Raw genomic sequence first — 23,768 nt, forward strand, 5'->3', positions numbered from 1 at the left:
CGGGTCCGGCACACCGGCCGGCTGCATCTTGCGACGGGCCGGCCCGTCGCCGTGGTCCGACTCGCCCGGCTCCTTGGCGCCGGGCCAGGCCTTGGCGACCCGGGCCGCGAGCACGAACTCCTTGCGCAGCGGGTGCCCCTCGAAGCCGTCCGGCAGCAGCAGGGTGGCCAGGTACGGGTGCCCGGGGAAGTCGATGCCGAACATCTCGTGCGTCTCGCGCTCGTGCCAGGCCGCCCCCGCGTACACGGCCACGGCGGTCGGCAGCGCGGCCCCCTCGCGCGGCACCCGGGTGCGCAGCGCGAGGTGCCGCACGCCCGGCGCCTCGGCGGCGGCCAGGTGCGCGACCACGGAGAAGCCCTCGGCGAGCTCGTCGACGGCGCTCAGCCAGTCGAAGAAGCCCAGGCCCAGCACGTCGCGGGCGTTGGTGAGCGCCTCGATCCAGCGCTCGGCGGGGACGTCGACGGTGATCAGCCCGTACGCCTCGGCGCCGGTCGCCCACTCCCCGACCGACGCCGCGTACTGCTCGGCGGACGTCACGAGGCTCCCCCTTCCGGAGCGTCCGGCCCCGCCACCAGCGGGCGGCGCAGCGCCGCCGCGGGCGCGGTGTAGCGGCCGGGCAGGGACTCGGCGGCGATCTTCTCCTGGAGCTTGAGGATGCCCTGGAGCAGCGCCTCGGGCCGGGGCGGGCAGCCGGGCACGTAGACGTCGACCGGGATGATCTGGTCCACGCCCTTGGTCACCGAGTACGAGTCCCAGTACGGGCCGCCCGAGTTGGAGCAGGCGCCGAAGGAGATGACGTACTTCGGCTCCGGCATCTGCTCGTAGAGGCGCTTGACGGCGGGCGCCATCTTGTCGGTGACCGTCCCGGAGACGATCATCAGATCCGCCTGACGGGGTCCCGGCGCGAACGGGATGACACCCATCCGGATGAAGTCGTGCTTGGCCATGGACGCGGCGATGAACTCGATCGCGCAGCAGGCCAGGCCGAAGTTGAAGCACCAGAGGCTGTAGCGGCGGCCCCAGTTGAGCACGACCTTGACCGGATCGGGCGCGAGCCGGGCCAGCGGGCCTATGCCGCGGCGCTCGACGGCGCCGGGGCGGGCCGGGTCGGGCAGGCCGAGCGGGACGGGGCCGCCCTGCGCGCCGTGCGAGTGGGTGTGTGTCACGTCCATTCCAGAACGCCCTTCTTCCAGGCGTAGAGCAGCCCGACCGCGAGGAAGCCGATGAAGAGGAACATCTCGACCAGCGTTCCGGCGCCGTACCCGGCGGTGGCGAAGACCGTCGCCCACGGGAACAGGTAGATCGCGTCGACCGCGAAGATCACGTACAGGAAGGCGTACACGTAGTAGCGGATCTGGGTGTGCGCCCAGTCCTCGCCCACCGGGTCCACTCCGCACTCGTAGGCGAGGAGTTTCTCGGGCGAGTACACCACCGGCCGCAGCAGCCGGTTGGCGGTGAACGCCACGGCCACGAAGAGCACCCCGACGACGGCCAGCAGGCCCATCGCGGCGTACGCGTTGAAGTAGCCGCCGCCGACCGCCGGGTCGGCCACGACGGCAGCCGTGTGCTGCCCCTCCATGCCTTCGCCTCCACCTCGTCCGCGAGCCCGCCCTCGGGAAAAGTTCCCCTCAGGTCAGTTCTACGACTTTCCTCGCACGGTCTTAATCCTGACCCTTTACCCGGCCAATGCGTGAGTCTAAGGGGACGGCTCCGCTCCGCCCGAACCCCGCCCGCTCCGCGGGACGCCCCGTGGACGCCGGTGCGGGCGTCCACGGGGCGGAGCGGGGCCCGGAACGGGGGTGGGGCCGGAGGCCGGACCGGGGGTGGGGATAACCCCCGGTCCGGAAGATGTATCACCCCCATGGCACCCCCCGCCCCCGGTTCGGGAAGCTTGGTGGGCCAGCTCGACCAAGAGGGACGGATGATCCGATGAAGCCGCTGCACCTCCGCGCCGTGGACGCCATCAAGGAGCAGGACGCTCGGATGGAGCGCCCGCCGCTGTACGGCGCGCGGATGTGGCACCAGATCGGGCGGCTGATGCTCAACCTGCCGCTCGGCATCGCCGGCTTCGTCCTCGCGATCACCACCCTCTCGGTCGGCCTGGGCCTGTCGGTCACGGTGATCGGCCTGCCGCTTCTGGCCGCCGGGCTGGCCGGCTCCCGCGCCCTGGGCGGGCTGGGCCGCCGCCGCGCCCGCTCGGCGTACGGCTCCGCGATCGACGAGCCGGAGCCGGTGAAGCCTCGTCGGCCGGGGGTGGTCGGCTTCACCATCGCCCACCTCACCGACCTGCTGAACTGGCGCTCGGCGCTCTACAACGTGCTGATGCTGCCCTGGGGCATCCTGAGCTTCGCGCTGTCGCTGGTCTCGGTGATCGTGCTGTGGCCGGTGCTGCCCTGGGTGGTGCGCGGGCTGGCGGCGGTCGACCGGATCCTGGTCGAGTCGCTGCTCTTCCCGGGCGCCCTGGCCGAGCGGGTGCGCGAGCTGGAGGACGACCGCGGCACCGTGGTCGACACCGCCGCCGCCGACCTGCGCCGGATCGAGCGCGACCTGCACGACGGCGCCCAGGCCCGGCTGGTCGCGCTGGCGATGGACCTCGGCATGGCCAAGGAGCGGCTGCGCGAGGTGGAGTCGGAGGACGACGTGGCGGCCGCCACCCGCATGGTCGACAACGCGCACGGCGAGGTGAAGCTGGCCCTGCAGGAGCTGCGCGACCTGGCCCGCGGCATCCACCCGGCGGTGCTGACCGACCGCGGCCTGGACGCGGCGCTGTCCGCGGTCGCGGCCCGCTGCACCGTCCCGGGCGGGGTGAAGGTGAACGTCGACCTGACCGGGGCGGACGGCGAGCCCGAGCGCCCGGACTCGGCGGTCGAGGGCATCGCCTACTTCACCGTCAGCGAGCTGCTGACCAACGTCTCCAAGCACGCGGGCGCCCGCACCGCCTCGGTCGAGGTCTGGCGCTCGGACGACCAGCTGATGGTGCTGGTCCAGGACGACGGGAAGGGCGGCGCGGCCCCGTACCCGGGCAGCGGCCTGGCCGGGCTGGCCGAGCGGATCCGGGCGGTGGACGGGGTGTTCCTGGTGGAAAGCCCTGAGGGCGGCCCGACCACCGTCACCGTCGAGCTGCCCTGGCGCACCCGCACCACCCGCCGCTGAGCCCCCGGGCAGGCCCCAGGGCGCCGGAACCCCGCCGAGGCGGTGGACGAGGTCCCGGCGCGCCGCACCGGGACTACGAGCCGGTCTCCAGCGTGCCGAGGGTGACCTCGGCGGTCTGGGCGTTGCCGTCCCGGACGTAGCCGACGGAGACCTTGCTGCCCGGGGTGAGCGAGGCGAGCGCGGTGGTGAGCGCGTTCAGGGAGTCGACCGGGGTGTCGCCGATCTTGGTGATGACGTCGCCGGGCTGCAGCCCCGCCGAGGCGGCGGCGCCGCCCGGGCTGACCGCCACGATGACCGCGCCGGACGGCTGGAACTGCTGGTTGAAGCTGGTCCGGGCGGTGATGCCGAGCGCGGCCCGGCCGGAGTTGGTGACCTTGCCCTGCTTGATCAGCTGGTCGGTAATGTTGGTGATGGTCGAGGCCGGGATCGCGAAGCCGATGCCGGGGGCGGCCGCGCCGTTGGTCTGCGGCTCGGTCGCGGCGAGGGTGTTGATGCCGATCACCTGGCTGTCCAGGTTGACCAGCGCGCCGCCGCTGTTGCCCGGGTTGATCGCGGCCGAGGTCTGCACCATGTTGCCGATGGTGGCGCCCGGCGAGCCGACGCCCTTGGGCTCGGAGACGGTCCGCGCGGTGGCCGAGACGATGCCCTGGGTGACGCTGCTGGAGAGGCCCAGCGGGCTGCCCATGGCGAGGGTGATCTGGCCGAGCTCGACCTTGCTCGAATCGCCGAAGACGGCGGGCTTGAGGCCGCTCGGCGCACTGTTGAGCCTGATCACCGCGAGGTCGCTGTCCGGGTAGCTGCCGACCAGGCTGGCGTCCAGGGTCTTGCTGCTGTTGGCGAGGGTGACGGTGAAGCTGGTGGCGGTGCCGACCACGTGGGCGTTGGTGACGATGTCGCCCTTGTCGTCGTAGACGATCCCGGAGCCGAGGCTGTCGCCGGTGGTGATCTGCACCACGGAGGGCAGCACGTCGGCGATCACCCTCTGGTACGCGTCCTGCAGCTGGTTCCCGCCGCCCGGCTGGGAGGGGGCCGGGGAGGCCTGCGGGGCTTTGCCGGCGGTCTGCGAGGCGGCGGACGAGGACGAGGGGGAGCTGCTGCACCCGGCCAGCGCCAGTGCCGTCAGCACCGCGACCACGCCCGGCGCGAGCAGCCGCACCGCCCTGGGTCCGGTCGGCCGGGGCCCGCTCGGCACCGGACGGTTGCGTTCCTTCGTTCGACTCACCTGGCTGCCTCCGATTCGTCACCACGCCGAGGGCGCGGACATGAGAGCACGGAAATCCTTGTCAGCATTTCACCGGTTTGTCCGTATTGCCGAGTCGGCTCGCACCCAATGGGTGAACGGAATCGAACGCCCAGGGCACGCCTTGTGGGTCTCGCCACGGGCCCGGCGAAGATCCACAAGAGGCGCCCTAGGATGCGGTGCATGACTTGGTTGATCACCGGCGGTGCCGGATACATCGGCGGGCACGTCGTCCGCCAGCTCCTCGATGCCGGAGAGCGTGTTGTCGTCCTGGACGACCTCAGCACCGGCGACGCCTCCCGGCTGCCGGCCGGCGTCCCGCTGGTCGAGGGCTCCACCCTGGACCGCGCCGCCCTGGACGCCGCGATCCGCGAGCACGGCATCGAGGGCATCCTGCACTTCGCCGCCAAGAAGCAGGTCGGCGAGTCGGTCGAACAGCCCTTCCTGTACTACCGCGAGAACATGATCGGCCTGCAGACCGTGCTGGAGGCCGCCGCCGAGGGGGGCGTCAAGCGCTTCCTGTTCTCCTCCTCCGCCGCCGTCTACGGCATGCCGGACGTCGACCTGGTCACCGAGTCCACCCCGTGCGCCCCGATGAGCCCGTACGGCGAGACCAAGCTGGCCGGCGAGTGGCTGGTCGCCGCGGCCGGGAAGGCCCACGGGATGTCGACCGTGGCCCTGCGCTACTTCAACGTGGCCGGCGCCGCCTCCCCCGAGCTGTCCGACGCCGGGGTGTTCAACCTGATCCCGATGGTCTTCGAGCGGCTGACCGCCGGCCAGGCGCCGCGGATCTTCGGCGACGACTACCCGACCCCCGACGGCACCTGCGTCCGCGACTTCATCCATGTCTCCGACATCGCCTCGGCCCACGTGGCGGCCGCCAAGCGGCTGGCTGCCGACCCGGCCGGCCAAACCGCGCTGGTGCTCAACATCGGCCGCGGCGAGGGCGTCAGCGTCAAGGAGATGCTGGCGGTGATCGGCGAGGTCACCGGCTACGACACCGCCGCCGAGGTGACCCCGCGCCGCCCCGGCGACCCGGCCCGGGTGGTGGCCTCCGCCGAGCTGATCCACCGCGAGCTGGACTGGAGCGCCCGCCACGGCGTCAAGGAGATGGTCTCCTCCGCGTGGGAGGGCTGGTGCGCCCGCCACCCCGGGGCCCGCAGGGCCTGATCCGGCGCCACCGGCACGGCGGTGTCCGCCCCGCTCAGCGGGCGGGCACCGCCGTGCCGTAGAAGGCGTCCAGCGCGTACACGCAGCGGTCCTTGGAGCCGACGAAGACCCGCCCGCCGACCGCCACCGGGGAGCCGGTGAGCTCGCCCTTGGTGCCGAGTTCCCAGCGCAGCTGACCGCTCGCCAGGTCCAGGGTGTGCAGCGAGTGGTCCCGGCTGCCCAGGTGCACCAGTCCGTCGGCCACCGCCGGGGAGCCGACGATCTCGCCGCGCGCGGTGTAGCGCCAGCGCTCCCGGCCGGTCGCGGTCTCGAAGGCGTACAGCACCTCGCCGCTGCCGACCAGCGCCATGCCGTCCGAGACCACCACCGGCTCGGCGCCCTGGCGGCTGCCGGTGACCCCGCGCCAGCGGTCCAGGCCGGTGGCCGCGTCCAGCGCGTAGACGGTGCCCAGGTAGTCGGCCACGTAGACCGCGTCGGCGTCCAGGGCGGGCGGGGTGAACAGCACCACGGGGGCCTCGAAGCGCCAGCGCTCGACCCCGCTGGCCGCGTCCAGCGCGTACACCCGGGTGCCGGCCGTCACGTACAGCACGCCGCCGCGCTCGACCGGGTGCGAGGGCACGTCCTCGCCGACCGGGAAGGACCAGCGCAGGCCCGCGCCGTGCGGGTCGATGCAGCGCAGCCGCCCGGCGCCGTAGTAGTAGGCGGCGCCGGCGACCAGGACCGGCCCGGACTGCGGGTTCTCGTAGTCCTGCTGGGCGTCGTCGGCGCGCCACAGCTCGGCGCCGGTGACGGCCGAACGCAGCTGGACGCCGCCGCCGCGGACACCGCAGCAGAGCACGCCGTCGACGGCGGAGAGCGAGTAGACCCAGCCGTCCAGCGAGGTGCGCCAGCGCTCGGTGCCGTCCGCGACGTCCACCGTGAACAGGTGCGGGCCGTCGGCGGCGTGCACCCGGCCGGCGTCCACCGCGAGCGCCCAGGCGACGTCCCGGGTCTTGTAGCGGCGCTCGCCGGAGGCGATGTCCAGCGCGTGCACCTCGAAGCTGGAGACGAAGAGCGTGCCGTCGGCGACCACCGGGGTGCCCCAGACGTCGTTGGACATCCGGAACCGCCAGGGGCGCCAGTGGGCGGCCCTGGCCGGGGGCGGCGGGGCCTGGGCCGGGGCCGGAATCGGAATCGGGGTCGGGGTCGGGACGGCCCGGCGGACCCAGTCGGTCTCGGCCGGGGCGGTGCTCGGGCCGGGCTGCTCGTGCTCGGCCCGCGGCCCCGGGCCTATCCGCACCGAGGCGCCGGACAGCTGCACCTCGACGGAGCCGCCGCCGGAGGGCGCCCGGTGCTTGTTCTTGGAGGGGATCTTCGCGGTCGGGATCTCGCCGTCCGGGGCCTGGCCCGGGTGCGGCCCGGTGTGCACCGGCCCGGCCGGCGGCGGCGCGTGCCGCGCGCCGGGGTGGGTGCGCGGGTCGTCCGGCACCGGGTGCGGCGGCGCCTGCGGGTGCGGCGGCGCCTGCGGGTGGGACGGCTGCTGCGCCTCGGCCTGCCCGGGGTACGGGCGGGGCGGCGGCGCGCTCGGCCGGCGGCCGCGCTTGCGCTCGATCAGCTCCAGCGCGTTGGCGGGCAGCCAGTCGCCGGCCTCCCCGGAGGCGTCGTCCCGGGAGAACAGGTGCGGGGCCAGCTCGGCCTGGATCTGCGCGGGGGTGGGCCGCCGCTCGGGCGCCTGCTGCATGCAGGCGCGGGCCAGGTCCATCAGCTCGTGCGGCATGCCGGTGAGGTCCGGCTCCTCACGCAGCAGCTGGAACACCGTCTCGACCGGGTTGGAGCCCCGGTAGGGCGGGTGCCCGGTGGCACAGAAGATCATCAGCGAGCCGAGCGAGAAGACGTCGCTGGCGCCCCGGACGGCACGGCTGTCCCGGGCCTGCTCCGGGGACATGTAGGCGGGGGTGCCGACCGCGACGTTGGTCATGGTCAGCCGGGTGCTGGAGACGCCGGCCGCGATGCCGAAGTCGATCACCTTCGGGCCGTCCTCGACCACCAGGACGTTGGAGGGCTTGAGGTCGCGGTGGACCAGCCCGGCCGCGTGGATGGACTGGAGGGCCTCGGCGATGCCGGCGACCAGCCAGCGGGTGGCGTCCACCGGCAGCGGGCCGCAGTCCTCGACCAGGTCCTCCAGCGACGGCGCCGGGATGTACGCGGTGGCCAGCCAGGGCACCCGGGCGTCCGCATCGGCGTCCACCACGGCCGCGGTGTAGAAGCCGCCGACCGTCTTGGCGGCCGCGATCTCCCGGGCGAAGCGGACCCTGAACAGCTCGTCCTCGGCCAGCTCCCCCCGGACGGTCTTGATGGCCACCCGCCGGCCGGCCGCGGACCGCGCCAGGTAGACGAGCCCCATCCCGCCCGCGCCGAGCCGCCCCAGCACCTCGAAGGGCCCGATCCGCCTCGGATCGTGCGCCGTCAGCTGGTCCACTCCGCTGCCACCTCCCCGTTGTCCGCACCCGCCGCGTGGTGCCGGTCCCGATTCTCCAATGCCGCCCGGCGCATCTCCAACCTCCCCCATCCTGAGGCGGCTCCCGCACAGCCGCTGGTCAGCCATGACGGATCGGCCGGATTCTGACGCCCGTTCCGGCTGCGACTTGCCCGGGATGGGACGGACCGTCCATTTCCTGGGCGGTCTCCGGCCATCACAGAACGTCACTCTCCGTGATCCGATCACCCCTCAGCGGACCCGCCGTCACGCTATGGGGTCAAAAGCACACGGGGGGGCTTCAAACGGGGGCTTCGAGGCCCGGTGAATATCCGTCCGAAGCGGTTCATGCCGCTATAGCAACCCCCCGTGCGGAGTAATAGTCGCATCACCGAATCGCGCCAAGATCGTGCCACGGTAAGCTGACGGCATGACAGGACAAGTTCGCACCGTCGACGGTCGCGTCGCCGGGCGACGCGGACAGGAGACGCGGCAGAAGCTGCTCGATTGCCTCCGCGAGATGCTCAGCACGTCGCCCTATCGGGACGTCAAGGTCATCGACGTCGCCCGTATGGCGGGTACCTCCCCCGCGACCTTCTACCAGTACTTCCCGGATGTCGAGGGCGCAGTCCTCGAAATCGCCGAGGAAATGGCCAAGGACGCCGACACCCTCAAAGAGCTGGTGGCCGGAAAGTCCTGGGCAGGGAAGTCCGGACCGACCACTTCGGAAGAACTGGTCGACGGATTCCTCGCCTTCTGGCGCAAGAACGACGCCATTCTCCGAGTGGTCACGCTCGGTGCCGCCGAAGGGGACAAGCGGTTCTTCAAGATCCGCATGACGGTCCTCAACGCGGTCGCCAAGCCACTCGCCGAAGCCGTCAAGGAACTCCAGGCGAAGGGCCAGGCCGACAAGTCGCTCGACCCGAACGCCGTCGCCGGGGCCCTGGTCTCGCTGCTCGCATCGGCGGCCGAGCACCAGAAGGCCTTCACCTCCTGGGGCGTCAAGGTCAAGGACCTCAAGCCCAATCTCGCTCCCCTGGTGTACCTGGGCGTCACCGGCAAGAAGGCGCCCAAGTAGGACCATCCGTTCCATCCACCATCCGCTCCGCGCGCAACCCCGGCCTCCTGTCCGGGGACGGCGGACGACGGCCGTGTCCTCGGGGGAGGTCCGCCGGCGTACCGCACGCGCGCCAGACATGCCGGTGGGCGGTCACCCCTCACAGGGGGTGCCCGCCCACCGGCATGTCGTCTTCGGTGAACCCTTCGCGGTGAGACCTTTCGCGGTGAAACCTTTCGCGGTGAAACCTTTTCCCGGAGCCGTCCGCAGGCCCTACGGGCAGCGCACGACCTGCCCGGCGTAGGCCAGGCCGCCGCCGAAGCCGAAGAGCAGGACCGGGTCGCCCGGGGAGAGCTCCCCGCGCTCGACCAGCTTGGAGAAGGCCAGCGGGATCGAGGCGGCCGAGGTGTTGCCGGAGTCGACCACGTCCCGGGCCACCACCGCGTCGGCGAGGCCGAGCTTGCGCGCGATCGCGTCGATGATCCGCAGGTTGGCCTGGTGCGGGACGAAGCCCTTGAGCTCGGCGGGGTCGATCCCGGCCCGCTCGCAGGCCTCCCGGGCGAGCGGGGCGAGCTGGGTGGTGGCCCAGCGGAAGACGGACTGGCCCTGCTGGCTGATCACCGGGTCCCAGCCGGTGATCACCACGGCGTCGCCCTTCTCCGGCTCGGAGCCCCAGACCACCGGCCCGATCCCGGGCTCGGCGCCCTCCTCCTGGGCCTCGACCACCGCGGCACCCGCGCCGTCGCCGAAGATCACACAGGTGGAGCGGTCGGTCCAGTCGAGCGTGTCGGACATCCGCTCGGCGCCGATCACCAGCGCGCGCCGCGCCGCCCCGGCCCGGATCGCGTGGTCGGCGGTGGCCAGGGCGTACGAGAAGCCGGAGCAGACGGTGTTGATGTCGTACGCGGCGGGCGAGCGCACCCCGAGCCGGGCCGCGACGGCCGCGGCGGTGTTGGGGCTGCGCTCGATCGCGGTGCAGGTGGCGACCACGACCAGGTCGATCTCCGCCGCCGTCCGGCCGCTCCTGGCGAGCGCCTTCTGGGCGGCCTCGGTGGCGAGGTCGACCAGGGTCTCGCCCTCCGCGATGTGCCGGGTGCGGATGCCCACCCGACTGCGGATCCACTCGTCATCGGTGTCGACGATCGCCGCCAGGTCGTCGTTGGTGAGGACCTTGGGGGGCTGGTAGTGGCCGAGTGCCACAATGCGCGAACCGCTCATACTGCCATGGAACCGGGTTACCCCCTGGTCAGCAGGGCACGACCGGCTACAGGATCCGCAGCGGTGATCTGTAGGAGATCGACAAGGGCGCTTGGGGCGCCTGGGCCGCACGTCCTGCGAGGTCAGGCCGCCAGCGAGGTCGCGTCGCCCATCACGATCACCGGATGGGCGGCCGGGTCCAGGGTACGGATCAGCTGGGCCATCTTGTCCTCGGGGATCGACACGCAGCCGTGGGTGGGGCCGTCGTGGTCGACGTGGAGCCAGATGCCGCCGCCCTTCTTCGAGCCCATCGGGCGGCGCGGGTCGAGCGGGGAGCTGCCGGAGACGCGGTTGTAGTTGATCGCGACCACGTAGTCGAAGGAGCCCGCCAGCTGGTCGCCGAAGAAGCCCGTGCCGGAGACCACGAAGCTCGCGTCCTTGTCGTACGGGAGCCTGCTGCCCGGGTCGCTGTTGCGGCCGCCGGCGTCGGTGAGGGAGAAGACGCCGATCGGGCTGCGCAGGTCGCCCTCGTTGTGGTCGGTCGTCCAGCCGTTCTTGCCGTTGTGGCCCTGCCAGGTCTCCCCGGCCAGCCAGCGGCCCTCGGGGGTGCGGGTCCAGAGGACGACGGCGTTCCGGTCGGTGTCCTTGCCCTGGCCGGTGGCGACGACGACCTGGGTGGTCTCGGCGGGGATCTTCGCGGTGAAGGCCGCGCCGAGGCCGGGTATCGCGGCGAGCGAGCCGTCCGCGCGGGTCTGGCTGCGCTCGGCGGCCGGGGCCGCGGACTGCCGGTCGGCGGCGGCCTGGACGGCGCCCTGGGCGGGTGCGGGCTGGTCGGGCTTGCTGACGCCCTCCGGGCCGGGGCCGTCGGCGGCGGCGAGGCCGGGCTTGGCGCCGTCCTGGCCGACGGCGTACCAGCCGGCGGTGGCCGCGACCAGCAGCGCCGTGCCGGCCATCACGGCCTTGCCGTGACGTTTCTTCTTCGCCTTGCGCCGGTTGACCCGGGCGGCGGTCCGGGCGCCCACCACCGGCGCCGCGGCGGGCACGACGGGGGCGAGGGGCGCGGGCTCCGCCTCGTGGACGGGCTCGGCCTGATAAGCGGGCTCGGCCTGGTGGACGGGCTCGGCCTGATAAGCGGGCTCGGCCTGGTGGACGGGCTCGTCCACGGGCTCGGGCACGTAGGACCCGTAGGATTGGAACGGCTGGTCGTACACCTCGAAGTACCCGTCAGGGGTCTGCGCGTAGGACTCGTACGACTGCTGCTGCTCGCCGTAGCAGTACTGCTGCGGCGTCAGGGAGCCCGGCTCGGGCATCGGCTCGTACGGCGGGTAGTCGGTGGCGCGATGAGAACCGGACATGCCGTCGATCCTGCCAAACGCCGTACCCGTTGGTAAACCCGGGTCGGTGTGCGGAGGCCGTGAAGACACCGCCGCCCGGACCGCGGAGCGGCCCGGGCGGCGGGAGTCGACGGGGAGCCGACGGAGTCAGAGGCGCATCGCCTGCGGGGTCTCGCGGCGCGTCAGGTCCGGGCCCTCGTACTCGCGGATGACCTCGTAGCGGGTGTTGCGCTCGACCGGCCGGAAGCCGGCGTCCCGGATCAGGCCGAGCAGGTCGTCGCGGCCGAGCTTGTTCGGGGTGCCGAAGTTGTCCGCGTCGTGGGTGATCTTGTACTCGACCACCGAGCCGTCCATGTCGTCCGCGCCGTGGCTGAGCGCCAGCTGGGCGGTGGTGACGCCGTGCATCACCCAGAAGACCTTGACGTGCGGGACGTTGTCGAAGAGCAGCCGGGAGACCGCGAAGGTCTTCAGCGCCTCGGCGCCGGTGGCCATCTCCGTGCGGGCCATCAGCTTGTTGCGCACGACGCCGTCCTTGGAGTCGTGGAAGTCGTGCTGGTAGCGCAGCGGGATGAAGACCTGGAAGCCGCCGGTCTCGTCCTGCAGCTCACGCAGCCGCAGCACGTGGTCCACCCGGTGGCGGGGCTCCTCGATGTGGCCGTACAGCATGGTGCAGGGCGTCTTGAGGCCCTTGCTGTGGGCGAGGCGGTGGATCCGCGACCAGTCCTCCCAGTGGGTGTCGTGGTCGACGATGTGCTGGCGGACCTCCCAGTCGAAGATCTCCGCGCCGCCGCCGGTCAGCGACTCCAGGCCTGCGTCGATCAGCTCGTCCAGGATCTCGTCGGCGGACAGGCCGCTGATCTTCTCGAACCAGTGGATCTCGGTGGCGGTGAAGGCCTTCAGCGAGACGTTCGGCAGGGCCGCCTTGAGCTCCCGCAGCGAGCGCGGGTAGTAGCGCCAGGGCAGCGTCGGGTGCAGGCCGTTGACGATGTGCAGCTCGGTGAGGGACTCGCTCTCCATCGCCTTGGCGAGGCGGACGGCCTCCTCGATGCGCATCGTGTAGGCGTCCTTCTCGCCCGGCTTGCGCTGGAACGAGCAGTAGGCGCAGGACGCGCTGCACACGTTGGTCATGTTGAGGTGACGGTTGACGTTGAAGTGGACGACGTCACCGTTCTTCCGCGTCCGCACGTGGTGGGCCAGCCCGCCCAGCCAGGCCAGGTCGTCGCTCTCGTAGAGCGCGATCCCGTCCTCGCGGGTCAGCCGCTCACCCGCGTAGACCTTCGCCTCCAGCTCGCGCTTGAGCCCTGCGTCCATGCGGTGACCCGCCTCCTCCGACATTCGATTCGTTGCCGGAACGAGCGTACGCCTATGCCGACAGCAGCTCCGCGAGCAGTGCGGGTTCGATGTTGCCACCGCTGACCACGGCCGCCACCGTCTGGCCCCCGGTCTCGGCGGCGCGGTGGAAGTAGGCGGCGGGGGCGACCGCGCCCGAGGGCTCGGCGACCAGCCGGCCGCGGCGGGCGAGCAGCGCGACGGTGGCGCGGATCTCGTCCTCGGTGACGGTGACGATGTCGTCCACGTACGTGGTGACGTGCTCGTACGGCAGCACGCCGAGCGAGGGGGTGCGCAGCCCGTCCGCGATGGTGCGGTAGGTGTCCGCCACCGGCCACTCCACCCGGCGGCCGGAGCGCAGGCTGGCCTGCGCGTCGGCGGCGAGCTCGGGCTCCACGCCGATCACCCGGACGCCCGGGCGGGTGAGCTTGAGCGCGGCCGCCGTCCCGCCGATCAGGCCGCCGCCGCTGACCGGCACCAGGACGGTGTCCAGCTCGGCGGGGGCGTCCTCGGCGATCTCCAGGCCGACCGTGCCCTGGCCCGCGATGATGTACGGATCGTCGTACGGCGGCACCCAGACGTAGCCGTGCTGCTCGGCCAGCTCGCCGGGCAGGGTGTCCCGCTCCCCCGGTGCGACCAGCATCACCTCGGCGCCGTAGGAGCGGGTGGCCTCGACCTTCACCGCGGGCGAGGTGTCCGGCATCACGATCACGGCCTTGATGCCGAGCAGCTGCGCCGCGTACGCCACCGCCTGCGCGTGGTTGCCGCTGGACTGGGCGACCACGCCGCGGGAACGCTCGTCCTCGGTGAGCGCGGCCAGCCGGTTGTACGCGCCGCGCGTCTTGAAGGCCCCGGTCGGCTGGAGGTTCTCGGGCTTCAGCCAGAGCCGCCGCTCACCCTCGGCCGCCCACGGGGCGGGGACCAGCGGGGTGCGCACGGCGACCCCGGCGATCCGCTGCCGAGCGGCGCGCAGCTCCTCCAGACCGACCAGTGCCATTCCGATCACTCTCCTACGGGGGGAAGTTCGCTCACCCGGTTCTCCCACTTCGTGGAGAGTACGACGGTGGTGCGGGTCCGGGCCACGCCCTTCGTGCCCGAGATCCGTTTGACCACCGACTCCAGGCCGGCCACATCGGCCACCCTGACCTTGAGCATGTAGGAGTCGTCGCCCGCGATGAACCAGCAGTCCTCGACCTCGTTGAGGTCCTTCAGCCGGAACGCGACGTCCTCGTGGTCGGCCGCGTCGGTGAGTTGGAGGCCGATCAGGGCCGTGACGCCGAAACCGAGCGAGGCCGGGTTGACCGTCGCCCGGTAGCCGGTGATCACCCCCGCCTGCTCCAGGCGGTTGATCCGGTCCGTGACGCTCGGGCCGGAGAGTCCGACCAGCCGGCCCAGCTCGGCGTAGGACGCGCGGCCGTTCTCCCGGAGCGCCTGGATGAGCTGTCTGTCCACCGTGTCCATATACCGTCCGCGTCCTTCCGAACCTCACCAGACCCACAGATCATTATCCGGATTCAAAGGCGCCATGCGCTGACCGACCCGGATATCGCAGAGAAGATACTCTCCTGCCCGAGGTCTCCTTACTCCCCCTCAGCCGGTACGGCGCCGTCGCTCCCTCCCTTGCGGGCGGCCGCCCCCAACTCCCCTTCCCAGCGCAGGTACAGGGAATGCGGCACACCGACCGCGTCCAGCACCCTTCCGGCCACGAAATCCACGAGTTCGCGCACGGTGGAGCCGCCGGCGTAGAAACCGGGTGAGGCGGGCAGCACGATCGCGCCCTGCGCGTCGAGCTCCACCAAGTGCTTCAACGTCACCCCGTTGAGTGGTGTCTCGCGCACGCACACGACCAACGGGCGGCGCTCCTTGAGGGTGACGCTGGCCACCCGCTGCAGCAGGTCCTTGCTCAGGCCGAGCGCGATCCCGGCCACCGCGCCGGTGGTCGCGGGGACGACCAGCATGCCCTTGGCGGGGTACGAGCCGCTGGACGGGCCGGCCGCGAAGTCCCCGGCGGGCCAGTAGCGGACGTCGTCCAGGCCCTCGTCGGTGCCGAGCCAGGCGGCCAGGTCGGTGCGCCAGTGGGCGTCCCGGAAGGAGATGCCGGTCTCGTCCAGGATGGTGAGCCGGGCGGCCCGGCTGACGATCAGGTCCACCGCCTCACCGGCGGCGAGCAGCGCCCGGATCACCGAGGCCGCGTACGGCGTCCCCGACGCTCCCGAGACCCCGACCACCCACGGCTGACGCTTCGCAGTTCCCATGGGGCATTTCTATCCGGCTTCGTCCCGTTCGTTCACACGCGCCCACCGGCCCGGCCGTCCCTGGGAGGATGGGGGCATGGCAGCGACCCTCGTCGACCTCACCCATCAGGTGACCACCGCGATGCCGGTCTACCCCGGCGATCCGGCCGTCCTGCTGGAGCCCGCGCTCACCACCGCCACCGCGGGGGTGAACGTGCTGGCCCTGCACCTCGGCTCGCAGTCCGGGACGCACGTGGACGCGCCGTACCACGTGGACGTCACCTGGCCCACCCTGGACGGGCTGCCGCTGGAGCGGTTCACCGGCCCGGCCGTGGTGGCCGACCTGCGCGGGCTGGAGCCCCGGGCGGCCGTCACCCCCGAGCTGCTGGCGCCCGCGCTGGAGCGCTGCGGCGAGGGTTCCGTCCTGCTGCTGACCACCGGCTGGGTCCGGCACTGGGGCACGGAGGCCTACCTCGCCCACCCGGCGCTGACCCCGGCCGCCGCCGAGGCGATCGTCGCCGCCGGGGTGCGGACGATCGGCGTGGACGCGCTGAGCGTCGACCCCACCCCCGACCCCGGCCCGGGCGACCCGGCGGTGGCCGCGCTGCTCGCCGACCTCACCGACGAGCACGACCAGCCCGCCGAGGAGCCGACCCTGGCCGCGCACCGGGTGCTGCTGGGGGCCTCCGGCGGCGGGGTGATCGCCGAGAACCTGACCGATCTGCGGCCCCTGCTGGAGGCTCAGGAGGCCGGCCGCCCGGTCGAGGTCTCGCTGTTCCCGCTGCGGCTGGTGGCGGCGGACGGCGCCCCGGTACGGGCGGTGGCCCGGCTGGGCTGAACCCGTCGCCGAGCGGCGCACGACACTTGGTCTAGACCATCCTCGGTAGCGCCACTACGCTGTTCGGCCATGGCTGAGATCATCGGAGTGGTCGAGCGACTCTGGCGCTACCCCGTGAAGTCCACCGGCGGCGAACGGCTCAACTCCGTCGAGGTGGACGAACGCGGCCTGGCCGGCGACCGCCTCTACGCCGTCCGCGACGCCTCCGGCAAACTCGGCTCGGGCAAGAACACCCGCCGCTTCCGCCGGATGGACGGCCTGCTCAGGCTCTCCGCCCGCCTCGGCCGCCGGATCGACGGCCCCGAGCTGTTCGACCCGCTCGGCCGCCCGGTCGACCACCCGACCGCCTTCCTGCGCGCCTACCTCCAGCGCGAGGACGTCGAGCTCGCCCGCGAGGACGCCGTCTCGCACTTCGACCGGCTGCCGGTCAGCGTGCTCACCACCGCCACCCTGGACTGGGTCCGTGAGGCCGTCCCCTTCGCCGCGGTGGACGAACGCCGCTTCCGCCCCAACATCGTGCTGCGCACCCCGCCCGGCACCCCGCCCTTCGTCGAGGACGCCTGGCTCGGCCGCCAGGCCCGCGGCGAGGCCCCGGACAGCGCCCGGCTCGCCTTCGTCGACTCCAGCGAGCGCTGCGCGATGACCTCCGCCCCGCAGCCCGGCCTGCCGCACGCCCCCGAGATCCTCAAGGCCATCGTGCACGCCCACGAGGGCCGCCTCGACGCCCTCGCCGAGGTCGCCGCCCCGGGCCGGCTGCGCCTCGGCGACCGCCTGGTCCTGGACTGACGTTCCATCAGGCCAGCCGCGCTGACCGGCCGTTCGGACGGGCCCCTTCCGGGGAAGGAGCGGGGGCATGACGATCCCTCACCGCCTGATCGGCACCGGCGACCACCACGTCCTGGTCCTGCACGACTGGTTCGGCACCAGCGCGGGCTGGGGCCCCTTCCTCGACTACCTCGACGGCGGGGCCTTCAGCTACGCCTTCCTGGACTTCCGCGGCTACGGGGAGCGCAAGGGCGTCTCCGGCACGTACACGCTCGCCGAGATCGCCTCGGACGCGCTCGCCCTCGCCGACCAGCTCGGCTGGGACCGCTTCTCCCTGGTCGGCCACTCGATGGGCGGCAAGGCGGTCCAGCAGGTGCTCGCCGAGGCTCCGCTGCGGGTGCGCAAGCTGGTCGGCCTGGCGCCGGTGCCAGCCGGGCCGTACCCCCTGGACGAGGCCGGCGCGGCGCTGTTCCACGGCGCCGCCGGGGACCGGGAGAAGCGGTTCGCGATCCTCGACCTGGTCACCGGCCTGCGCGCCGGGCGGGTCTGGCTCGACCGCATGGTCGACCAGTCCCTGCGGGACTCCACCCCCGAGGCCTTCGACGGGTACGTCCGGGACTGGACGACGGCCGACCTGGAGGCGCGGATCAGCGGCAACCCCGTCCCGGTCAAGGTCATCGTGGGCGGACACGACCTCGCCCTGACCGCCGAGCTGATGCGCGGCACCTGGCTCGCCCACTACCCCAACGCCGTCCTGGAGGAGCTCGACGGCAGCGGGCACTACCCCATGTACGAGGCCCCGGTGGCCCTGGCGGCCTCGCTGGAGGGCTTCCTGCACAACTGAGGCCCGCCCCCCCTGCCGGGAGCGGGCCCGCGAGCGCGTCCGGCCCTCCTCGGGCGAGGAGGGCCGGACGGTCGGACGGTCGGGTGGGATCAGATGCCGAGCCCGCGGACGACCAGGTCCAGCAGTGCGAAGAAGAACAGCGAGATGCCCACGAAGCTGTTCGTCTGGAAGAACGCCCGGTTGAGCTTCGACAGGTCGTTCGGCTTCACGATGGTGTGCTCGTACACGAACGCGCCCGCGACGACCGCGAGACCGATCCAGAACGCCACCCCGGCGTCGGTGAGCACCGCGAACCAGCCCAGCAGGAGGGTGGTCAGCAGGTGGCAGGCCCGGGCGCCCCGGATGGCCGCCGGCACGCCGAACCGGGCCGGCACCGAGCGCACGCCGTTCTCCCGGTCCGACTCGACGTCCTGGCAGGCGTAGATGAGGTCGAAGCCGCCGATCCAGACGCCGACCGCCACCCCGAGGACGACGGCCTCCCAGGACCAGCTGCCCGTCACCGCGAGCCAGGCGCCCACCGGGCCCATCGCCTGCGCGATGCCCAGGATCGCCTGCGGGAAGTTCGTGAACCGCTTGCCGTACGGGTAGACCACCATCGGCACCACGGCCACCGGCGCGAGCGCCAGGCACAGCGGGTTGAGCATCGCCGCCGCGCCGAGGAAGACCACCAGCGCGATCGCCGAACCGACGTACGCCGTCCGCAGCGACACGGCCCCGGTGACCAGTTCGCGGGTGGCCGTGCGCGGGTTGCGGGCGTCGATCTCGCGGTCGATGATCCGGTTCGCCGCCATGGCGAAGGTCCGCAGGCCGACCATGCACACCGTGACGACGAACAGCTCGCCCCAGTGCACCCGCCTGTCGGCGAGGAACATGGCCGTCAGCGCGGCGGTGTAGGCGAAGGGCAGGGCGAAGACCGAGTGCTCGATCATCACCAGGCGCAGGAAGGCCTTGGTGCGCCCCGGGGTTTCGACGACAGCACTGCTGCTGCTCACAGTCCGTATTCCTTCCAGCGACGCGAGACCAGCGCGGCCGTCGCCGGGTCCGAGGAGACCATCTCCGGCCAGCCGCCGTCCCGGGTGTAGCCCTCCTCCGGCAGCTTGCGGGTCGCGTCGATGCCCGCCTTGCCGCCCCAGAACTGCTGGTAGGAGGCGTGGTCGAGGTGGTCGACCGGGCCCTCGACGACCGTGAGGTCGCGGCTGTAGTCGACGTTGCCGAAGGCCCGCCAGGCGACCTCCTGGTAGTCGTGCACGTCGCAGTCGGAGTCCACCACGATGATCAGCTTGGTCAGCGACATCATGTGCGCGCCCCAGATCGCGTGCATCGTCTTCTGGGCGTGCTTCGGGTACTTCTTGTCGATCGAGACGATCACGCAGTTGTGGAAGCCGCCCGCCTCGGGCAGGTCGTAGTCGACGATGTCCGGGATGATGATCTTCAGCAGCGGCAGGAAGAACCGCTCGGTGAACTTGCCCAGCGGGCCGTCCTCCGTCGGCGGGCGGCCGACCACGATGGACTGGAGGATCGGACGGCGGCGCATCGTCACGCAGTCGATCTTCAGCGCCGGGAACGGCTCCTGCGGGGTGTAGAAGCCGGTGTGGTCGCCGAACGGGCCCTCCGGCAGCATCTCGCCGGGCTCCAGCCAGCCCTCCAGCACCACCTCGGCGTCGGCCGGGACCTGCAGCGGGACGGTCTTGCAGTCGACCATCCGCACCCGCTCCCCCGCGACGAAGCCGGCGAAGAGGTACTCGTCGATGTCCCCGGGCAGCGGCGCGGTGGCCGCGTAGGTGACGGCCGGCGGGCAGCCGAAGGCGATCGCGACCGGCAGCCGCTCCCCGCGCCTGGCCGCCACGGCGTAGTGGTTGCGGCTGTCCTTGTGGATCTGCCAGTGCATCCCGATGGTGCGGCGGTCGTGCCGCTGGAGCCGGTAGAGGCCCAGGTTGCGGACGCCGGTGTCCGGGTCCTTGGTGTGGGTCAGGCCCAGGTTGAAGAAGGAGCCGCCGTCCAGCGGCCAGGTGAAGAGCGCGGGCAGTTCGTCCAGGTTGACGTCGTCCCCGGTGAGCACGACCTCCTGGACGGGCGCGTCCTTCACGTTCCGGGGCGGCACGTGCGCGATCGAGGCGAGCTTGCCGAAGGCGTCCCGGAAGCCGGTGAAGCCGTGCGGCAGTTCCGGCTTGAGCAGTCCGGCGATCTTCTCCGAGATGTCGTCCGGGCCCTTGAGTCCGAGCGCCTTGGCCAGGCGCCGCTCGGTGCCGAAGACGTTCATCGCGAGCGGCATCGACGAGCCCTTGACGTTCTCGAACAGCAGCGCCGGGCCCTTGGCCTTCTGCACGCGATCGACGATCTCGCCGACCTCCAGGTGCGGGTCCACCTCCGCCTTGATGCGCTTGAGGTCGCCCTCGCGGTCGAGGGCCCGGAGAAACGAGCGGAGATCGTCGTATGCCATGCCTGTCAGTATCCGCCACCCGATAGCCTGGCCGGGTCAAGGGCCCCGGGAAGGCGCCCGCCGCTACCGCCGACGCCGGGGAGATCGCAGCCGTGCTGAGGATTCTTCTGACCATCGTCCTTCCGCTCGCGCTGTGGGTCTGGGCGTTCATCGACTGCCTGATCACGCCCGAGAACGAGGTCCGGTACCTGCCGAAGCCGATCTGGCTGATCATCGTGCTGCTCTTCCCGCCCCTGGGCCCGATCGCCTGGCTGGTGGCCGGCAAGCAGCGCGGCTTCCTGCGGGCGGGCGCCGGCGCGGCCGACGGTCGCACCGGGCACCCGGCCGGGGCTCCGCGCGGCGGACGCCCGACCGCGCCGGACGACGACCCGGAGTTCCTCGCCTCCCTGAACAAGGAGTCCTTGAAGAAGGACGACAAGGACCACGAGTCCATGCTCAGGCAGTGGGAGGCCGATCTGCGCCGCCGGGAAGAGGAGCTGCGCGGGCGTGACGAGCCCGAGGACGACCGAAAGAGCTGATCGGAGCGGCCGCGCCGCTACCTCGGACAGCCCACCCGGGCGCTCACGGGTGGGCTGTCGCGTTTTTGGCGCTTCTCTACGATTGCGGACCTGTCGGCACGATCACGGCCCGCCCCGGAGGCCGGCTTGGCCGACCCTGGAACGGACCACAGGAAGCCCGCCCCGCGCTGGTCCACGACGGCTCTGACCTGCATGTTTCTTCATGCTCAGATCATCAGACCATCATCTGGCCGACAACCCCCAGTATTCGAACAGACACCGAGCGCTCAACCTTCGGCCGGGCCGGTTCTGTACAGGCCTGACAGCTAAACGAACCCGACCTTGTACGGAATCGACGCCGAAACCAGCGCACGGCCCCTCGTACAGTCATAAGTGAAGAAATTGATTCGCAGCTGGGGGCACAGCAGACGTTGGCTGTCGGACAGTTCCCTCACCCTTGGAGTGGTTCGAGATGACGGTTGTGCATGAGGCGCCGGTAGGCGACGAGGTCCCCGAGGTCCCGGCCGACGCCCGGGGACGGGTAGCCGAGCTGCATGAGCTGCGCGAGAAGGTGCGCCGCGGCCCCAGCGACAAGGCGACCGAGGCCCAACACGCGAAGGGCAAGCTCACCGCCCGGGAGCGCATCGAGCTCCTGCTGGACGAGGGCTCCTTCCACGAGGTCGAGCCGCTGCGCCGGCACCGCGCCCAGGGCTTCGGCCTGGAGGCCAAGAAGCCGCACACCGACGGCGTGATCGTCGGCTGGGGCACCGTGCACGGACGCACCGTGTTCACCTACGCACACGACTTCCGGATCTTCGGCGGCGCGCTGGGCGAGGCCCACGCGCAGAAGATCCACAAGATCATGGACATGGCCATCGCGGCCGGTGCGCCGCTGGTCTCGCTGAACGACGGCGCCGGCGCCCGCATCCAGGAGGGCGTCACCGCCCTGGCCGGCTACGGCGGCATCTTCCAGCGCAACACCAAGGCCTCCGGCGTCATCCCGCAGATCTCGGTGATGCTCGGCCCGTGCGCCGGTGGCGCCGCGTACTCCCCCGCGCTGACCGACTTCGTCTTCATGGTCCGCGAGACCTCGCAGATGTTCATCACCGGCCCGGACGTGGTCCAGGCCGTGACCGGCGAGAAGATCACCCAGAACGGCCTGGGCGGCGCCGACGTGCACGCCGGTGTCTCGGGCGTCTCGCACTTCGTCTACGACGACGAGCAGTCCTGCATCGAGGAGGTCCGCTACCTCCTGTCGCTGCTGCCGCAGAACAACCGCGAGATGCCGCCGTCCGTCCTCAGCGAGGACCCGATCGAGCGGCGCAACGACAGCCTGCTCGACCTGGTGCCCGCCGACGGCAACCGCCCGTACGACATGCGCAAGGTGATCGAGGAGATCGTCGACCACGGCGAGTACCTCGAAGTCCACGAGCGCTGGGCGACCAACGTGCTCTGCGTGCTGGCCCGGATCGACGGCCACGTGACCGGCATCATCGCCAACCAACCGCAGTCGCTGGCCGGCGTGCTGGACATCAACGCCAGTGAGAAGGCCGCGCGCTTCGTCCAGATGTGCGACGCCTTCAACATCCCGCTGGTCACCCTGCTCGACGTCCCCGGCTTCCTGCCCGGCGTCGACCAGGAGCACGGCGGCATCATCCGGCACGGTGCCAAGCTGCTGTACGCGTACTGCAACGCCACCGTGCCGCGCATCTCGCTGATCCTGCGCAAGGCCTACGGCGGCGCCTACATCGTGATGGACTCCCGCTCCATCGGTGCGGACCTGTCCTACGCCTGGCCGACCAACGAGATCGCGGTGATGGGTGCCGAGGGCGCCGCCAACGTCATCTTCCGCCGCGAGATCAACGCCGCCGAGGACCCGGACGCCATGCGCGCCCAGAAGATCAAGGAATACAAGAGCGAGCTGATGCACCCGTACTACGCGGCCGAGCGCGGCCTCGTGGACGACGTCATCGACCCGGCCGAGACCCGTCAGGTGATCGCCTCGGCCCTCGCGATGCTCCGCACCAAGCACGCCGACCTGCCCAGCCGAAAGCACGGCAACCCGCCGATGTAGTACGGCGGTCCACCAGCGCGGGCCGTACCGAGCGACACCACACACCACAGCAACCGGGGGAGAAACACAGGACATGACCGCTTCCGCCGAACCCCTCGTCCGCATCGTCCGCGGCAGCCTCTCCGACGAGGAACTCGCCGCCCTGACCGCCGTCCTGCTGGCCCGCGCCGCCGCCGGACAGCAGGCCTCCGCCATCGCGCAGGTCGAGCCGATCGCCAACTGGCACCGGCTGGAGCGCCGCCCGGCGTACTACTCGCCGGTCAGCTGGCAGCAGGCCGCCTGAGGCCTGTCCGGCGGACGGGCCCACGAGCCTGAGCCCCTCCCGACGGCCGGCCACCCACCCGGGTGGCCGGCCGTCGGAGCGTTCGGAGCGTTCGGGGGCGCGCACGCACCGTTCGCGCCCGTCAGGTCGGGCGTGCGACGGCTCGGTAGGATACCTACTGGACGGTATGCGCCCGTCGCCCCGTCGGCCCCCATAGGATCGGCCGCTGCCGAGGTACAGAACTTTCCAGGGAGGCTGCGATGGCCAGGCAGGCCCGCGCGCTGGCGACCCGCCAGGCGGTGCTCCTCGCGGCGGCCGAGGTGTTCGACGAGCGGGGCTACGCCGCCGCCACGATGTCCGAGATCCTGGACCGGGCCGGCGTCACCAAGGGAGCGCTCTACTTCCACTTCCGCTCCAAGGAGGAGCTGGCGCTCGCCGTGATCGAGGGGCAGGGCGCCTGGATCGCCACCTGGGCGCCGTCCTCGGACAGCCCGGTGCAGACCCTGATCGACCTCGGGTACGCCTTCGCGCACGCGCTCCTGGACGACCCGATGCTGCGCGGCAGCATCCGGCTGACGATCGAGCACGGCAGCTTCACCCAGCCGCAGATCGCGGCCTACCAGGGCTGGACGGACCTGGTCCACACGCTGCTGGAGCGCGCCCGGGACGCGGGGGACCTCCACCCGGGGATCGACCTGGCCGCCGCCGCCGCGGTGATCACCGGGGCGATCACCGGGATCCAGCTGAGCTCCCAGGTGCTGGCCGAGCGGCGGGACCTGATCAAGCGGATGGCCGACCTGTGGACGCTGCTGCTGCCCGGGCTGGTGCAGCCGCACGCACTGGCCCGGCTGAGCGTCGCCGAGCGCGCCGACTCCTGAG

22 protein-coding genes and 1 pseudogene are annotated in these 23,768 nt (G+C 72.0%); 10 read left to right on the forward strand and 13 right to left on the reverse strand.

Annotated elements, in window-relative coordinates; translation table 11 throughout:
- Nucleotides 1–162: 162 nt before the first annotated feature.
- From RZ50_RS30145 to RZ50_RS16995, 3 genes and pseudogenes are all read right to left on the reverse strand, one after another.
- Nucleotides 163–537, reverse strand: a pseudogene (locus RZ50_RS30145) (NADH-quinone oxidoreductase subunit C); the annotation flags it as partial.
- Nucleotides 534–1,172, reverse strand: a complete 639-nt coding sequence (locus tag RZ50_RS16990; protein WP_196949645.1) for an NADH-quinone oxidoreductase subunit B — start codon at nucleotides 1,170–1,172, stop codon at nucleotides 534–536. The pseudogene RZ50_RS30145 and the gene RZ50_RS16990, both read right to left, overlap by 4 nt.
- The gene (locus RZ50_RS16995) at nucleotides 1,163–1,504 is read right to left on the reverse strand and encodes an NADH-quinone oxidoreductase subunit A (RefSeq protein ID WP_374199955.1); all 342 of its coding nucleotides are present in this window, start codon (nucleotides 1,502–1,504) and stop codon (nucleotides 1,163–1,165) included. Before RZ50_RS16995 ends, RZ50_RS16990 begins: the two co-directional genes overlap by 10 nt.
- Nucleotides 1,505–1,983: 479 nt before the next feature.
- Between RZ50_RS16995 and RZ50_RS17000 the strand changes: the two genes are divergently transcribed.
- The gene (locus tag RZ50_RS17000) at nucleotides 1,984–3,153 is read left to right on the forward strand and encodes a sensor domain-containing protein (protein ID WP_254802798.1); all 1,170 of its coding nucleotides are present in this window, start codon (nucleotides 1,984–1,986) and stop codon (nucleotides 3,151–3,153) included.
- Nucleotides 3,154–3,226: 73 nt separating this feature from the next.
- On the opposite strand, the gene RZ50_RS17005 is transcribed toward RZ50_RS17000, so the two are convergent.
- Nucleotides 3,227–4,375: a S1C family serine protease gene (locus RZ50_RS17005; protein WP_374199934.1), complete on the reverse strand. Its 1,149-nt coding sequence runs from the start codon at nucleotides 4,373–4,375 to the stop codon at nucleotides 3,227–3,229.
- A gap of 201 nt (nucleotides 4,376–4,576) precedes the next feature.
- Between RZ50_RS17005 and galE the strand changes: the two genes are divergently transcribed.
- A complete protein-coding gene (gene galE / locus RZ50_RS17010) occupies nucleotides 4,577–5,563 on the forward strand; it encodes a UDP-glucose 4-epimerase GalE (protein WP_196949648.1) in 987 nt (328 codons plus the stop codon).
- A 34-nt stretch (nucleotides 5,564–5,597) separates the two neighbouring features.
- Here galE and RZ50_RS17015 read toward each other — a convergent pair whose 3' ends face one another.
- A complete protein-coding gene (locus RZ50_RS17015) occupies nucleotides 5,598–8,021 on the reverse strand; it encodes a PQQ-binding-like beta-propeller repeat protein (protein WP_217680579.1) in 2,424 nt (807 codons plus the stop codon).
- 427 nt (nucleotides 8,022–8,448) lie between these two features.
- Here RZ50_RS17015 and RZ50_RS17020 point away from each other — a divergent pair, with 427 nt between their 5' ends.
- Nucleotides 8,449–9,096 (forward strand): TetR family transcriptional regulator, encoded by a 648-nt coding sequence (locus RZ50_RS17020; protein WP_031063307.1) that lies wholly within the window; start codon nucleotides 8,449–8,451, stop codon nucleotides 9,094–9,096.
- Nucleotides 9,097–9,348: 252 nt separating this feature from the next.
- Here RZ50_RS17020 and RZ50_RS17025 read toward each other — a convergent pair whose 3' ends face one another.
- The 6 genes from RZ50_RS17025 to RZ50_RS17050 form a co-directional block, all read right to left on the reverse strand.
- Nucleotides 9,349–10,293 (reverse strand): beta-ketoacyl-ACP synthase III, encoded by a 945-nt coding sequence (locus RZ50_RS17025; protein WP_196947565.1) that lies wholly within the window; start codon nucleotides 10,291–10,293, stop codon nucleotides 9,349–9,351.
- A gap of 122 nt (nucleotides 10,294–10,415) precedes the next feature.
- Nucleotides 10,416–11,627: a L,D-transpeptidase family protein gene (locus RZ50_RS17030; protein WP_308271672.1), complete on the reverse strand. Its 1,212-nt coding sequence runs from the start codon at nucleotides 11,625–11,627 to the stop codon at nucleotides 10,416–10,418.
- A gap of 126 nt (nucleotides 11,628–11,753) precedes the next feature.
- Complete coding sequence (gene mqnE / locus RZ50_RS17035) at nucleotides 11,754–12,917, reverse strand: aminofutalosine synthase MqnE (protein WP_196947564.1); 1,164 nt, start codon at nucleotides 12,915–12,917, stop codon at nucleotides 11,754–11,756.
- Between the two features lie 52 nt (nucleotides 12,918–12,969).
- Nucleotides 12,970–13,932 (reverse strand): threonine/serine dehydratase, encoded by a 963-nt coding sequence (locus tag RZ50_RS17040; RefSeq protein WP_196947563.1) that lies wholly within the window; start codon nucleotides 13,930–13,932, stop codon nucleotides 12,970–12,972.
- A gap of 5 nt (nucleotides 13,933–13,937) precedes the next feature.
- Nucleotides 13,938–14,396 (reverse strand): Lrp/AsnC family transcriptional regulator, encoded by a 459-nt coding sequence (locus tag RZ50_RS17045; protein WP_030055719.1) that lies wholly within the window; start codon nucleotides 14,394–14,396, stop codon nucleotides 13,938–13,940.
- Between the two features lie 119 nt (nucleotides 14,397–14,515).
- Nucleotides 14,516–15,190, reverse strand: a complete 675-nt coding sequence (locus RZ50_RS17050; RefSeq protein WP_196947562.1) for a UbiX family flavin prenyltransferase — start codon at nucleotides 15,188–15,190, stop codon at nucleotides 14,516–14,518.
- A gap of 76 nt (nucleotides 15,191–15,266) precedes the next feature.
- Between RZ50_RS17050 and RZ50_RS17055 the strand changes: the two genes are divergently transcribed.
- The 3 genes from RZ50_RS17055 to RZ50_RS17065 all read left to right on the forward strand — a co-directional run bounded on the left by RZ50_RS17055 (nucleotide 15,267) and on the right by RZ50_RS17065 (nucleotide 17,616).
- Entirely contained in the window at nucleotides 15,267–16,007 is a 741-nt protein-coding gene (locus tag RZ50_RS17055; RefSeq protein WP_196947561.1) for a cyclase family protein, read from the forward strand.
- Nucleotides 16,008–16,076: 69 nt separating this feature from the next.
- Entirely contained in the window at nucleotides 16,077–16,793 is a 717-nt protein-coding gene (locus RZ50_RS17060) for an MOSC domain-containing protein (RefSeq protein WP_196947560.1), read from the forward strand.
- A gap of 67 nt (nucleotides 16,794–16,860) precedes the next feature.
- On the forward strand, nucleotides 16,861–17,616 hold the full coding sequence (locus RZ50_RS17065; protein ID WP_196947559.1) for an alpha/beta fold hydrolase: 756 nt from the start codon (nucleotides 16,861–16,863) through the stop codon (nucleotides 17,614–17,616).
- Nucleotides 17,617–17,705: 89 nt separating this feature from the next.
- Here RZ50_RS17065 and mqnP read toward each other — a convergent pair whose 3' ends face one another.
- Nucleotides 17,706–18,608 (reverse strand): menaquinone biosynthesis prenyltransferase MqnP, encoded by a 903-nt coding sequence (gene mqnP, locus RZ50_RS17070; protein ID WP_196947558.1) that lies wholly within the window; start codon nucleotides 18,606–18,608, stop codon nucleotides 17,706–17,708.
- Nucleotides 18,605–20,056, reverse strand: coding sequence for a menaquinone biosynthesis decarboxylase (locus RZ50_RS17075; RefSeq protein WP_196947557.1), 1,452 nt, complete (start codon nucleotides 20,054–20,056; stop codon nucleotides 18,605–18,607). The genes mqnP and RZ50_RS17075 overlap by 4 nt, the downstream gene beginning before the upstream one ends.
- A 92-nt stretch (nucleotides 20,057–20,148) precedes the next feature.
- On the opposite strand from RZ50_RS17075, the gene RZ50_RS17080 reads away from it, so the two are divergent.
- From RZ50_RS17080 to RZ50_RS17095, 4 genes are all read left to right on the forward strand, one after another.
- The gene (locus RZ50_RS17080) at nucleotides 20,149–20,574 is read left to right on the forward strand and encodes a PLD nuclease N-terminal domain-containing protein (RefSeq protein WP_196947556.1); all 426 of its coding nucleotides are present in this window, start codon (nucleotides 20,149–20,151) and stop codon (nucleotides 20,572–20,574) included.
- Nucleotides 20,575–21,025: 451 nt separating this feature from the next.
- A complete protein-coding gene (locus RZ50_RS17085; protein WP_196947555.1) occupies nucleotides 21,026–22,627 on the forward strand; it encodes an acyl-CoA carboxylase subunit beta in 1,602 nt (533 codons plus the stop codon).
- 73 nt (nucleotides 22,628–22,700) lie between these two features.
- Nucleotides 22,701–22,910, forward strand: a complete 210-nt coding sequence (locus tag RZ50_RS17090; protein ID WP_196947554.1) for an acyl-CoA carboxylase epsilon subunit — start codon at nucleotides 22,701–22,703, stop codon at nucleotides 22,908–22,910.
- A 239-nt stretch (nucleotides 22,911–23,149) separates the two neighbouring features.
- Complete coding sequence (locus tag RZ50_RS17095; protein WP_196947553.1) at nucleotides 23,150–23,767, forward strand: ScbR family autoregulator-binding transcription factor; 618 nt, start codon at nucleotides 23,150–23,152, stop codon at nucleotides 23,765–23,767.
- Nucleotide 23,768 lies beyond the last annotated feature (1 nt).

This window comes from Kitasatospora sp. SUK 42, from assembly GCF_015776785.2.
Taxonomy (GTDB): Bacteria; Actinomycetota; Actinomycetes; order Streptomycetales; family Streptomycetaceae; genus Kitasatospora.